The sequence below is a fragment of the Roseiflexus castenholzii DSM 13941 genome (assembly GCF_000017805.1).
Taxonomy (GTDB): Bacteria; Chloroflexota; Chloroflexia; order Chloroflexales; family Roseiflexaceae; genus Roseiflexus; species Roseiflexus castenholzii.
In genome coordinates this window covers 1,427,790-1,441,212 of the sequence record NC_009767.1, presented here as the reverse complement: position 1 = coordinate 1,441,212, position 13,423 = coordinate 1,427,790, and the positions used below count along the sequence as shown (strand labels likewise).

The window sequence follows — 13,423 nt, the reverse complement described above, 5'->3', positions numbered from 1 at the left end:
GTGCGCGGCATGATGCAGCGTTCTTGCAGCACGATCAATCGCTGCGACCGCTGCTATGGCAAGAGTTGTAATGGAGGCAACGAGCCACGTCAATCGTACTTCAGTCCTGTGCTACGATGACGATTCGGTCATTGCCGCCTATGACCTTACCGGGCGCCGAAATAACGCAGCGCCAGCCGCAGGCGTTCTTCAAGGTCGAGCGGGGCGTCGGGCGGAAGCGCCGCGATTGCCGTGGACGCCTCGGCGCTGCTAAACCCCAGGCTGACGAGCATCTCGGATAGTTCAGCGTTCACTGCGGCGACTGCCGGGGAGACGCCTGGCGCAACAGGCAATCCTTTGATATCGAGTTTACCTTTGAGTTCCAGCACCAATCGTTCCGCCAGTTTCTTGCCGATGCGCGGCGTGCGCGCCAGCCGCGCCACATCGCCGGTGGCAATCGCCAATCGCAGTTCATCGGTTGTTCCCGATGAGAGCAGATTCAACGCCGCCTGCGGACCAACGCCCGTCACACTGAGGAGCGTCTCGAACAACTGCCGCTGTTCGACCGTCTTGAAGCCATAGAGAGTGAGTGCGTCTTCGCGCACGATCAGACAGGTGAACAGGCGCATCTCAGCGCCGATGTCACCAGGCGCAGCGAGCACCTGGCGCGGCGCATAGATCATCCAGCCGATGCCGCCGGTTTCGATCACGACGTGATCGGCAGCGACTGCTATCAGGGTTCCTCGCACCGAAGCAATCATTGAGATTCTGTTACACTCTGATCATTGCGCGCGCGTAAGCATGTTTCTGCGCGCGCGATGATGTTGCGAATCCGTTTGCGTTTGACCCGCCGTTGCGCCCCTTGCGGTCGCACCCAACGCACCTGTTCGATCACTTCGCCGGGATGCGCGCCAGGAATGGCAATCGCGTCCAATGCAACGCGCACCAGATAGTATGTCACAATCTTGCGTCGTGGGAGTCGCCGCCGCGGCGTGATATATTGAACCTGCGCGACTTCATCTTCGACAATGCCGACCAGTCCGGTCTCTTCGCGCAACTCACGCAACAGCGCTGTGGCATGCTCTTCGCCTGGACGCACCCCGCCCTTGGGCAGCGTCCAGTAACCGTTGCGCTTTTTGATCACCAATACCTGCAATCGTCCACGAGCGTCATAGCGATAGGCAACCGCGCCAACGGCATAGATGGGTTTGTGATGAGCAAGCAACGATGGTTTACCGACCACATTCTGTACCTGTTATGATACGATCGCGTGAACGTCTGGCGTTTTGGACAATGATAGACATTCGCCTGCCTGTCCATACGCCAACATCTGCGCGCCCACAGGCGCCCCTACACAACGGGCAACGGCAACCTTCAACGTTCAACACTGAGCGCCCGCCGCAACCGCAGTGAGTTGGTCACAACGAAGACCGAACTGAACGCCATTGCGCCAGCTGCCAGCATGGGGTTCAATTGCCAGCCGGTAAAGGGGTAGAGCGCACCAGCAGCGACCGGGATGAGCAAGACGTTGTAGATAAACGCCCAGAACAAGTTCCAGCGAATCGTTTGGAGGGTGCGCCGGCTGAGATCGATTGCCTGCGCCACACCATGCAGATCGCCGCGCATAAGAGCAATATCGGCGGTTTCCAGCGCCACATCGGCGCCGCTGCCCATAGCAACGCCGACATCCGCCTGCGCCAGCGCTGGCGCGTCGTTGATTCCGTCGCCGACCATGGCGACAATCCGGCGCATCCCTGCACCTTCTTGCACCTCGCGGACGATGCGCGCCTTGTCTTCTGGACGAACTTCGGCGTACACCTTGTGCCGATCGATCCCCGCCTGACGCGCAATCGCTTCCGCTGTTCTCCGGTTGTCGCCGGTGATCAGCAATACGTCAATTCCCCGGCGGTGCAACGTTTCGACTGCCGCGCGCGACGTGTGCCTGACCGTATCGGCGACGGCAATGACGCCCATTGCCATTCTATCGACAGCGACAATCATTGCCGTTTTGCCTTCACTCTGCAAGCGCGCCACATGCGCGTCGAGCGCCGAGGTATCAATGCCGCGATCGAGCATCAGCGCCGGGTTGCCGATCACGATCGTCCGCCCTTCGACCAAGGCAATCACGCCGTGCCCGGCAATCGCTTCAAAGCGTTCAGGCTGGACAACGCTGATGCCTGCGTCCTGCGCCGCGCGCACAATAGCTTCGCCGAGCGGGTGTTCGCTGCGCGACTCAGCGCTCGCCGCCAGTCTCAGCAGTTCGGTACGTTGTTGCGCGACGCGGGTGACGGCTGCGGACAGCGGATGAGCATCAGGAAGGTCGCCATCTCCCACGCTCTTCAGGAACTGTTCGAGATCCGCGCGCCGATCACCGAGATCGGCAGCAGCGACGGAAATGCCATGGATCGTTGCCATCGCCGTAGCATCAGATGTCTGACGAACAACGTCTTGCGAGCCATTTGGATGCACACTGTCATCTGCCTGCGTCTGGATCAAGGGTGCGCTCTGCACAACAGACGCCAGCGCATCTGTCGCGTGAACGACAATGTCGGTGACCGCCGGCTTGCCGACGGTCACCGTGCCGGTTTTGTCGAGCACAACCGTCTGCACTTTTCCGGCGCGTTCCAGGCTTTCGGCATTCTTGATCAGAATGCCATGCGCCGCACCCGTGCCAACCCCCACCATGATGGCTGTCGGCGTCGCCAGGCCAAGCGCGCAGGGGCAGGCGATGACCAGCACCGCCACGGCAAAAATCATCGCCTGTGTGAATCCCGTTCCGCCAATGAAGAACCAGCCAAGAAAGGTCAAGAGCGCAACCAGCAGGACTATCGGCACGAACACGGCAGACACCTGATCGACAAGGCGCTGCACCGGCGCGCGGCTCCCCTGCGCCTGCTGCACTAGCGCAATGATCTGCGCCAGCGCCGTCTCCCTGCCAACCCGTGTTGCGCGCATCTGGAAACCGCCGCTGCGGTTCAGCGTCGCACCAATGACCGTATCCCCCTCACGCTTCTCCACCGGCATGCTCTCACCAGTGATCATGCTCTCGTCGACTGCCGACGAGCCGGAGATGATGACGCCATCGACCGGTATTTTCTCGCCGGGGCGCACAACAACGATATCACCGCGACGCACATCGGCGGCTGGAATGTCCACTTCGCGACCACCGCGCACCACACGCGCCATTTTTGGTTGCAACCCGATCAGCGCCCGGATTGCGGCGCCGGTCTGACTCTTTGCGCGAGCTTCCAGGTATTTCCCCACCAGAATGAGGGTGATAATCACCGCTGCTGTTTCGAAATAGACGTGTCCCGCCATGCCGGTGACCATCAGCGCTGCGCTGTAGAAGTACGCCGCCGACGACCCAACGGCGATGAGCGTGTCCATGGTCGCCGTGCGATGGTTCTTCAGCGCTTTCCAGGCGTGGACGTAGAAATCGCGCCCGGCATAAAACTGCACCGGCGTCGCCAGGATCATGAACAGCCAGTTGAGCAGATCATCGCGCGCTGCGATATGGTTCATCATCTCGTGGAGTGGTCCGCTCATGGAGCGTGCCATCTCCGCGCCCGCGCCGATCAGCCAGGGCATGATCAACCCCAGGTCGCGCCCCATCGAAAGCAGGAAGAGCGGCGCCGTCAGAACGACAGCGACCGTCAATGTCCGACGGCGGTTTGCCAGTTCGCGCGCGCGCGCCGCCGCCTCGCCATCTTCGCCAGCATCCGCTGCGGTGCGCTGGTCGATCACGCCATACCCGGCATCTTCAATCGCAGCAACCAGATCGCTCCAGGTGACATCCGCCGGCGTGAACGTTACTGTGGCACGCTCGCTCGCCAGATTGACGGCGGCATCAATGACGCCGGGAACGCGGCGCAACGCCTTTTCGATCCGCGCCGCGCACGAGGCGCAGGTCATGCCGGTGATCGGAATATCGACATGTTCGGTGATCACGCCGTACCCGGCTTCCTCAACCGCCGTGATCAGGCGGTCCGGCGTCACCAGGGACGAATCGAAATGCACTTCCGCCTGCTCACTCGCCAGGTTAACCGTCGCATCTGTCACGCCGGGCGCCTTCTTCAACGCCTTTGCGACACGCGCCGAGCAGGAGGCGCAGGTCATGCCGGTGACGGCAAGATGTATCGTTTGTTCAGGCATCGTTACTTTTCCGATTGTTGCAAATATCAGATATAACATTGTACCCGAAAGATCGTACTTCGACCAACACACCTGTCACTATGGGCACGAATATGCATTGACATGGATCGTGACGCATCGCATACTACGCTGTACCGTCCGCTCGGGCACCCATCACGCAGGCATAAATCCTGCGCTTATCGCAACCAGGTTCCGCTTTCGCGGGGCTGATACAGGGGAGCGTTCCATCCGCCGGGTCACTGGCGGGCAGAACAAAGGCAGACCTGCCCTGACCCATCGGGCGGATGATCCATGCCGCAGCGTGTTATAATGGTACAAAGGTGTAGTAGAAGGGAGAACAGACAATGGAGTACGACCTTCCCGAAGATCTCCGGCTCTTGCGGCAGACCGTCCGCGACTTCGCCAACAAGGAGATCGCCCCAATCGCCCGTGAAATCGATGAAGAGGAGCGGGTTCCGTTCGAGATGCTGCGCAAAGCTGCCGATCTTGGTCTGCTCGGCGTCCCCTTTCCCGAAGAGTACGGCGGCTCCGAAGCCGGGATTACCGGCTACTGCGTGTTGCTGGAAGAGGTCAACCGGAAGTGCGCCTCTACCGGCACGATTATCGGCGCGCACACACAACTCTGCTCCATGTCGATCCATCTCGCCGGGACTCCCGACCAGAAGGAACGCTACCTGCGCCCGCTGATCGAGGGACGTATGTGGGGCGCATGGGCGCTGACTGAGCCGAATGCGGGCAGTGACGCCGCCCACATCCGCACGACTGCTGTGCGCGACGGCGACTCCTGGGTGCTCAACGGCGGCAAGATGTGGATCACCAACGGCTCGTTTGCTGATGTGATTGTGGTGTTTGCCAATACCGATCCAAGCCTCGGACCGCGCGGCATCACTGCGTTCATCGTCGAGAAGGGTTTCCCTGGCTTCAAGGTGGGCAAAGTTGAGCCGAAGATGGGGTTGCGCGCGTCGCACACGGCATCGATCTTCTTCGAGGATTGTCGCGTTCCGGCAGCAAATGTGCTCGGCGAAGTCGGGCGCGGGTATGCGCTGGCGCTCCAGACGCTCGACATCGGGCGGTGCGGACTGGGCGCGGCGTGTCTGGGAGCGGCGAAAGAAGCGTATGAATTGTCGCTCAAGTATGCCGTCGAGCGGCAACAGTTCGGTCGTCCAATCGCCGATTTCCAGGCAATTCAGTTCAAACTGGCGGATATGGCGGTGAAAATCTACACGATGGAGCAGATCGTGTACGATTGCGCAAAGAAGGTGGATCGCGGCGAGACGGCGCGGCTGGAGTCGAGCATTGTCAAACTCTACTGCACCGATGCGCTGGCATGGATCCTCGACGAAGCCATTCAAATCCACGGTGGCATGGGATTCTCGCGTGAACTGCCGCTCGAACGCATGTACCGCGATGCGCGCGTCTTCCGCATCTACGAGGGAACCAACGAGATTCAGCGGTATGTCATCGCCAGTGAACTCCTGAAGACGGTCGGGCACAAGGTGCGGCTGTACTGAACGACGCAAGAAGTTGAAGGCGGCAGATGGAAAGGTTTGATCATTGCGCGTTGTCCGTGGGAAGATTGCAGGTTGAAGGTGGGAAGGTCGCGCCGGCGCGGATGTTGTGCGTTCCACGTTGAATGGAACACGCTGTACGAAGGCAGGCGCAAAGGTAGGGGTGTCCCTGGGTGGACACCCCTACGCACATGAACTGCACCATCAGACCGCCCACATTATACCAATGACGCTTGAAGATGCCGCATGCGTGTCATTCCGAGCGCAGCGACGTGTCATTCCGAGCGTAGCGAGGAATCGGCGCGGGTCGCGCACGACCCCTCGCGCGGCTCGGGGTGACCATGCCGGATGGTCACAGGGAATTGGTATGAGAGAGCGTTGTCGCCGTGAGCGGCAGAGATTGTTCCGCCAGACGATCACCCCACCGCTCCCGCAGAAACGCGAGTGTATCGCCGACGCGCACCAGAGCGCACACGTCTCGCCGGAGACAGGTCTGTACGGAGGAGCGATCTGCTGCCGGATCATGGAGATGCGGCATCCGGTCAAAAATGATGATATATTTCTGGCATGCTGAACCGGCGCAGCACGTCGGGGAGTCGCCATCACATCGCGCATCGCCGCGCGCCTGGAGAATGTGCGACTCGTCGTTCTCGCCTATCACCACCCTCAACCGAGACCGTTATGCTCACCTCATTGACCATCAGAAACTTCAAACTGTTCCCCGATGTGGCTATCGATCTGGGCGAACGAGTCGTCTTCATCGGACCGAACAATTCCGGCAAAACATCGGCGCTTCAGGCGCTTGCCTTATGGGATGTCGGCGTGAAACGCTGGCTGGAACGGCGAGGAAGCGGCACCATTCCGGCTGAACGGGCTGGCGTGACGATCAACCGAAAGGATTTGCTGGCTATTCCCATACCTGCCGCAAATTTGTTGTGGCGCGACCTGCGCGTGCGCGAAGGAGAGCGACACGACGGCAAACCACGCACGCGCAATGTGCGGATCGAGATCGGCGTTAAGGGAAGCGATGAGCAGCAATGGGAATGCCGGTTAGAATTCGACTATGCGAATGAAGAATCGATCTATTGCCGTCCTCCGGTTGGTCCCGACAACGCGCGCCTGGCGGTGCCGGCGCATCTCAAGAACCTTCAGGTCGCCTATCTGCCACCGATGTCGGGACTGGCAGCCCGTGAAGATCGGCTGGAAATGGGATCGATCCGGGTGCGACTGGGTGAGGGACGAACCGCAGAAGTGCTCAGAAACCTGTGCTGGCAGGTGGTGCAAAGCGAAAACGGCGACCAAAAGTGGCAGGAGATTTGTGAGTCTATCGAACGGCTCTTCGGCTCCCGGTTGCTTCCTCCCCAATACATCGCCGAACGAGGCGAGATTACGTTAACCTATCGCACCCGTTCTGGCACGATGCTCGACATTTCCTCCAGCGGGCGCGGCGAGCAGCAGACTCTCCTCTTGCTGGCGCATATGGCTGTCCATACCGGCGCCGTGCTGCTGTTGGACGAACCGGACGCGCATTTGGAGATTCTACGGCAACGGCAGATCTATGATGTGTTGACCAGGCAGGCTGAGCGGACAAAAAGCCAACTCATTGCTACCAGTCACTCGGAAGTGGTAATGAACGAAGCTGCCCAGCGGGATGTGGTGGTCGCCTTTGTCGGTCGCCCGCATCGAATCGATGATCGAGGATCGCAGGTGTTGAGATCGTTGCGCGACATCGGGTTTGAACAGTACTATCTGGCTGAAACGATGGGCTGGGTGCTCTATCTGGAAGGATCGACCGATCTGGCCATTCTGCGCGCCTTTGCGGAACGGATCAACCATCCGGCGCGATCGGTCCTGGAGCGTCCCTTCGTGTGTTACGTCGCCAATCAACCCCGCAAAGCGCAGGAACATTTTTATGCCCTCCGCGAGGCAAAACCCGATCTCGTCGGCATCGCCATCTACGATCGGTTGGCGCGTGGTGTGCCGGACGATCCGCATCTCAGGCAGCATATGTGGTCGCGCAATGAACTGGAAAATTATCTCTGCCAGCGCGAAACGCTGCTGACCTTCGCCGTCAGCAAAGGCGAGGAGTCCGAGGGAGCGCTCTTCACCGCCTCCTGGCGCGACGCGATGGCGCAGGCAATCCAGGAGATCGAGCAGGCGCTGCGGCTGCTCGGCAAGGATCCGTGGGGACCTGACATCAAAGCCAGCGATGAGTTTCTCACGCCGCTGTTTCAGCGGTTTTTTCAGATTCGTGATCGACCGAATGAGATGAACAAGACGAACTTCCACGTCCTGGCTGCGTTTGTGTCGCCAGAAGCGATTGACGACGAAATCCGGCGGGCGCTCGACGCGATCGGCGAGGTGGCGCAGATGGCTCGTCCTCGCGTCGATTCGTGATTCCCTGTCGTCATAGCAGTTCGCCGATACTGGAGACTTCCTGCAGACGAAATGATGTCGAAGTGGAGACCACATTGCGTCGGTCGCGCTCAGGCAGCCATTTCCTGCATACGTCGGGCAGCAGCGGGGCGGTGCGCCGACCGGACCGATGCCAGGGTCAACGCTCATACTCATGTGCGGTCATTTGGACAATCATGAGTCCATTGCAAACAGGCTGAACCACCAAGGACCCGAAGCGCACGACGGGGCAGAACCATGAAGCGCAGTTTCTTCGTGTCCCTTCGTGACCTTCGTGGTTGCGTGTTGCGGTGAAGTCATGGAAGGCTCAACCGCCAGGGACCCGAAGCGCACGACGGGGCAGAACCATGAAGCGCAGTTTCTTCGTGTCCCTTCGTGACCTTCGTGGTTGCTTGTTGCGGTGAAGTCATGGAAGGCTCAACCACCAGGGACCCGAAGCGCACGACGGGGCAGAACCATGAAGCGCAGTTTCTTCGTGTCCCTTCGTGACCTTCGTGGTTGCTTGTTGCGGTGAAGTCATGGAAGGCTCAACCACCAGGGACCCGAAGCGCACGACGGGGCAGAACCATGAAGCGCAGTTCCTTCGTGTCACTTGGTGACCTTCGTAGTTGCTTGTTGCCGTGAAGTCAATCGTGGTTTTCGAGAAAAGAATCCGGTATCGCCCGGTGAAGCTCGCGCAGGCGGGCTTTGCAACCGTAGCCTGCGACTTCATCCGCAGTGCAGATGAGAGGATCGCTGATGCCAGGGCGCAGTCCGCGTCTTGTCTGACTGATCGCACGTTAGTATCAGATGCCTGCACACGCCGGGGGCGCCGCTCATTCCAGGTCGGGCGTGGCGCGCTGTCAGCCCTTTTCTCCCTGCCGACGCAGCCAGTTGCGAATCAGCGTGACAAAACGCTCCAGATTGTCGAGGTTCGCCAGATTCCGGTACACCTCGTCCCGATCAATCAGCAGATACTCATGGATCAGGATGTTGCGAAAACCGGCAATCGGCGCCAGGTTTGCCGCAAATTCGGGCGGTAGAACGCCTAACTCTCCCATACGCACAATCGCTTCACGGTAGTCGCGCGGTTTTCGCGCGCCTTCCAGCGCAATGATCCGATGACAGATGTCGATGCAGCGTTGTGCAGCGACTTCCAGGTTACGCTCGGCTATGTCGCGCAAATAAGGATCGACGTCAAAATCGGAGCGCGGACGCTCACGCAACGGGGTCAGACGCGCCAGGCGCTCGCTGAGTTCGTCCAAACGCCTCTCGATACCGCTGAACTCGACGCTCATCGCCAGATCCATGCACAATGTCCCAGCGTTGCGCCCGCAGCACGGGCAGATAGTCGCCGTAACGGCTCATCACGTCCGCCTCATACTCGATGCGTTCAACCAGGGAACGCTGGTAGAGCGCTCTACCCTCGGCAATGACAGCGTATGCCAGCTCAATTGGCGCCTGGTTCAGGATGATGAGATCAACCGATCCGTCATTGAGCGCCTCTGCGAAGCGATACGCCAGTTCGTCGCGCAGGTGCGGAATAGACGCCTCCCGATCCAGCACTGCCGCCAGATCAATGTCACTCATCGGACCAAACTCGCCACCAGCGCGCGATCCGAAGAGATACACCAGCTGCACCTGTAGGTGCGTGGCTGCAATCGCTGCAACACGTTGCTGAAAGGTCTGGAGATCGATATCGAACATCAGCGCCTCGCCAGAACGGACCATGCGCTCTGTCATTGTACCACGGCGCCACAGTCATCAGGAAAACGCACCCTGGCACGATGTCCAGCGCACAGTCATGCTAACAGGCGCCACTGCGCTATGCTTTCGCCGGCGCTGCGTCGTCCCCGACAGGCACGCCTGCGCAGACGTGATGAGTTGAGAAGTTGAACGTCGGTCTGCACCAGCAGGATGGCGCCCACATTCACCAGAGTGCCCGGGCGAAGCAGCGCAACGTCATTGACCGGCGCATAACCAGAGAGATGCAGAGGATGGACGATGACCTCCACCAGGATGCCGCCGGTCCGGCGGAGTCTGGGTCAGGTCCTGCCGACTCGCAAGAACCCCGATCGCCCCTGACAGGACGACATAGCCGTCGTTAACTGCGAACTGAACGTCGGTGCATCATCGTTGATCAACGCGCCGCGGAACACAACGGTCTCGTCCTGAATGCTGGCGGGAAGCAACCCGACCGTCCACGGATCATCGCCGGGGACGACGGGAACGCCGCCGACCACATTCTACCAATGACGATTGAAGATGCCGCACGCTGGTCATTCCAAGCCCTTCGCTTCGCGCAGGGTAAACGCAGCGAGGAATCTGAGCGGGTCGCGCACAACCCCGCGCGCGGCTCGGGGTGACCATGCCGGATGGTCACAGGGAATTGGTATCGGCGGCACGACAGACGTTGGTTGCTGCGCGTACCCTCCCGCCAGGGGACGATCACTGCCGGCAGTGCGCTGAGGAGCGCGAAGAAACGGAGATGTGCGCATTGATGCCGCGCTGATGCGAGGGGCGTTGTCAAGTCGGAACCGCCTCACGACACGTCCTCGTATGCTGCGAATATGCGTAGAATGGGCAAATTCTGCTTGATATGTGGAAGCAAGTGGTATATAATCAGCCTCAAGTGGGAGAAAGTGGGAAAAAGTGGGGGAAATCGTACAGATCAGTGGATTCATGTCAAAGAAAATAAAAACACATGTTCTGTTATTTATCGAGTTTCTCCGACACGGCGTGCATAGTGCCTCTCAATCGATGGATCGTCGTCAGAATACGGTCAGCACAGGCGAACAATCGTGTTTCTTGGCGAATACGAACATACGATCGATGATAAGGGTCGCCTGGCAATCCCGGCCCGTTTTCGCGACGCGCTCAGCGAGGGCGTGGTCATCACACGCGGTTTCGACCGGTGTCTGATGGGATTCCCGCGCGGCGTCTGGGAGGAACTGGCGCGGCAAGTGAGCAGTCTGCCGATAGGGAGCGAAGAAACACGGCAATTGCAACGCATGCTCTTTTCGGGAGCCGCCGATATGTCGCTCGACAGGCAGGGGCGCATTCTCATCCCGCAGAACCTGCGCGAGTTTGCGGAACTTGGCGATCAGGCGGTCATTGCCGGGCTGAACCGCCACTTTGAGATCTGGTCGCCGCGTCGCTGGCAGAATGTGTTGAGTGCGATGGATGCCAACGCCAGTTTGTTTGCGCAGAAACTGGCGGAGTTGAGGTTCTAGGGTTGAAGGCGAGAGGTGAGAGGCGCGAGGCGAGAGGTGAGAGGCGCGAGGCGAGAGGTGAGAGGTGAGAGGCGCGAGGTGAGAGGTGAGAGGCGCGAGGTGAGAGGCGCGAGGCGAGAGATGAGAGGTGAGAGGCGCGAGGCAAGCGGGTCAATGGCGTAGCGCGAGATGTATCTCGCATTTGTGGAGAGGTGAGAGGCGCGAGGCGAGAGGTGAGAGGCGCGAGGCGAGAGGTGAGAGGTGAGAGGCGCGAGGTGAGAGGCGCGAGGCGCGAGGCGAGAGGTGAAAGGCGCGAGGCGAGAGGTGCGAGGCGAGAGGCAAGCGGGTCAATGGCGTAGCGCGAGATTTATCTCGCATTTGTGGAGAGGTGAGAGGCAAGAGGCGAGAGGTGAGAGGCGAGCGGGTCAATGGCGTAGCGCGAGATTTATCTCGCATTTGTGGAGAGGTGAGAGGTGAAAGGCGCGAGGCGAGAGGTGCGAGGCGAGAGGCAAGCGGGTCAATGGCGTAGCGCGAGATGTATCTCGCATTGGTGGAGAGGTGAGAGGCGAGAGGTGAGAGGTGAGAGGCGAGAGGTGATACCAATTCCGATTGAAGATGCCGCATGCTTGTCATTCCGAGCGCAGCGAGGAATCTAAGCGGGTCGCGCACGACCCCTCGCGCTGCTCGGGGTGACCATGCCGGATGGTCACTGGTCATTGGTATGAGAGGCGCGAGGGACCCGACAACGGCGTAGCGCGAGATGTATCTCGCATTGGTGGAGAGGTAAGAGGTGAGAGGCGAGAGGTGATACCAATTCCGATTGAAGATGCCGCATGCTTGTCATTCCGAGCGCAGCGAGGAATCTAAGCGGGTCGCGCACGACCCCTCGCGCTGCTCGGGGTGACCATGCCGGATGGTCACTGGTCATTGGTATGAGAGGCGCGAGGGACCCGACAACGGCGTAGCGCGAGATGTATCTCGCATTGGTGGAGAGGTGAGAGGCGAGAGGTGAGAGGTGCGAGGCGCGAGGCGCGAGGTAATAGGCGCGAGGGGTGAAGGTCTGATAGCGCGGCGCAAGCGCCCGGAACACGTCGGTTGAAGGCGAGAGACGAGAGGCGCGAGGGGTGAAGGTTGCAGGTGGGAAGGTTACGGTTGAGAAGAGGGAAGGTTAACCCCTAACCCCTTGGTTCTTGGTTCTTGGTGCTCAGTTCTCGGTTCTTGGTTCTTGGTGCTCAGTTCTCGGTTCTTGGTTCTTGGTGCTCAGTTCTCGGTTCTCAGTGCTTTGGACTACCATCACACGCCAGTACTGCTCACCGAAACGCTCGCCGGGCTGCAACCGCACCCTGGCGGATGGTATATCGACGGAACAGTTGGTGGAGGAGGGCATGCAGCGGCAATCCTGGAGGCAACGGCGCCGGACGGTCGTCTTCTGGGAATTGATTGCGACCCGGCGGCGCTGGCAGCGGCGGCGGCACGGTTGGCGCCGTATGGTGAACGGGTGACCCTGGTGCGTGGGAGTTTCCGTGAGATTGGACGGCTGGCACACAAAGCAGGGTTCGTTCAGGTTCAGGGAGTGCTGCTCGATCTGGGAGTGTCATCGTACCAGCTGGATACGCCGGAGCGCGGCTTTTCATTTCAGGCAAGCGCACCGCTCGACATGCGGCTCGACCCGGATGCGCCGATGACGGCGGCGAACCTGGTGAACGACCTGCCGGAACGCGACCTTGCCGACCTGATTTTTCGCTACAGCGAAGAACGCGGTTCACGGCGCATCGCGCGGGCGATTGTCGAAGCCCGGCAGCGCAGACCGATCACCACAACCGACGAACTGGCAGAGATCGTCAGTCGGGCGCTTGGAGGACGACGCGGCAGAATCCATCCTGCAACGCGCACATTTCAGGCGTTGCGAATTGCAGTCAATGACGAACTGACGAGCCTGGACGCGGCGCTGCCGCAGATCGTCGAACTGCTCGTGGTGGGTGGACGGATGGCGATTATCACCTTCCACTCGCTTGAGGATCGAATTGTCAAACAGTTTATGCGTGCCGAAGCACAGGCCGGGCACTTGCGGCTCATCACCCGCAAACCGGTTGAAGCAAGCAGCGAGGAACAACGCATCAATCCGCGCAGTCGGAGCGCAAAACTGCGTGTGGCGGAAAGGGCATAGGAGGGGGAACT

General features: G+C 60.1%; 10 protein-coding genes. 4 read left to right on the top strand and 6 right to left on the bottom strand.

What is annotated here, in order from left to right; translation table 11 throughout:
- Positions 1-146: 146 nt before the first annotated feature.
- From ruvA to RCAS_RS05650, 3 genes are all read right to left on the bottom strand, one after another.
- Positions 147-740, bottom strand: a complete 594-nt coding sequence (gene ruvA / locus RCAS_RS05660; RefSeq protein WP_012119641.1) for a Holliday junction branch migration protein RuvA — start codon at positions 738-740, stop codon at positions 147-149.
- Positions 737-1,222 (bottom strand): NUDIX hydrolase, encoded by a 486-nt coding sequence (locus tag RCAS_RS05655; protein WP_012119640.1) that lies wholly within the window; start codon positions 1,220-1,222, stop codon positions 737-739. Before RCAS_RS05655 ends, ruvA begins: the two co-directional genes overlap by 4 nt.
- Before the next feature lie 131 nt (positions 1,223-1,353).
- The gene (locus tag RCAS_RS05650) at positions 1,354-4,131 is read right to left on the bottom strand and encodes a heavy metal translocating P-type ATPase (RefSeq protein ID WP_041331730.1); all 2,778 of its coding nucleotides are present in this window, start codon (positions 4,129-4,131) and stop codon (positions 1,354-1,356) included.
- A 344-nt stretch (positions 4,132-4,475) separates the two neighbouring features.
- Here RCAS_RS05650 and RCAS_RS05645 point away from each other — a divergent pair, with 344 nt between their 5' ends.
- Both RCAS_RS05645 and RCAS_RS05635 read left to right on the top strand, forming a co-directional pair.
- Positions 4,476-5,642 (top strand): acyl-CoA dehydrogenase family protein, encoded by a 1,167-nt coding sequence (locus RCAS_RS05645; protein WP_012119638.1) that lies wholly within the window; start codon positions 4,476-4,478, stop codon positions 5,640-5,642.
- Positions 5,643-6,320: 678 nt separating this feature from the next.
- Positions 6,321-8,036, top strand: coding sequence for an AAA family ATPase (locus RCAS_RS05635; RefSeq protein ID WP_012119636.1), 1,716 nt, complete (start codon positions 6,321-6,323; stop codon positions 8,034-8,036).
- 860 nt (positions 8,037-8,896) lie between these two features.
- Here RCAS_RS05635 and hepT read toward each other — a convergent pair.
- The 3 genes from hepT to RCAS_RS05615 form a co-directional block, all read right to left on the bottom strand.
- Positions 8,897-9,298: a type VII toxin-antitoxin system HepT family RNase toxin gene (gene hepT, locus RCAS_RS05630; protein ID WP_232280187.1), complete on the bottom strand. Its 402-nt coding sequence runs from the start codon at positions 9,296-9,298 to the stop codon at positions 8,897-8,899.
- Positions 9,252-9,764 (bottom strand): type VII toxin-antitoxin system MntA family adenylyltransferase antitoxin, encoded by a 513-nt coding sequence (gene mntA / locus RCAS_RS05625; RefSeq protein ID WP_232280186.1) that lies wholly within the window; start codon positions 9,762-9,764, stop codon positions 9,252-9,254. The genes hepT and mntA overlap by 47 nt, the downstream gene beginning before the upstream one ends.
- Positions 9,765-10,078: 314 nt before the next feature.
- Positions 10,079-10,276: a hypothetical protein gene (locus RCAS_RS05615; protein WP_041330267.1), complete on the bottom strand. Its 198-nt coding sequence runs from the start codon at positions 10,274-10,276 to the stop codon at positions 10,079-10,081.
- A 558-nt stretch (positions 10,277-10,834) separates the two neighbouring features.
- Between RCAS_RS05615 and mraZ the strand changes: the two genes are divergently transcribed.
- Both mraZ and rsmH read left to right on the top strand, forming a co-directional pair.
- The gene (gene mraZ / locus RCAS_RS05610) at positions 10,835-11,266 is read left to right on the top strand and encodes a division/cell wall cluster transcriptional repressor MraZ (protein WP_012119633.1); all 432 of its coding nucleotides are present in this window, start codon (positions 10,835-10,837) and stop codon (positions 11,264-11,266) included.
- A 1,207-nt stretch (positions 11,267-12,473) separates the two neighbouring features.
- Complete coding sequence (gene rsmH / locus RCAS_RS05605) at positions 12,474-13,412, top strand: 16S rRNA (cytosine(1402)-N(4))-methyltransferase RsmH (RefSeq protein WP_012119632.1); 939 nt, start codon at positions 12,474-12,476, stop codon at positions 13,410-13,412.
- The last annotated feature ends 11 nt before the right edge of the window (positions 13,413-13,423 follow it).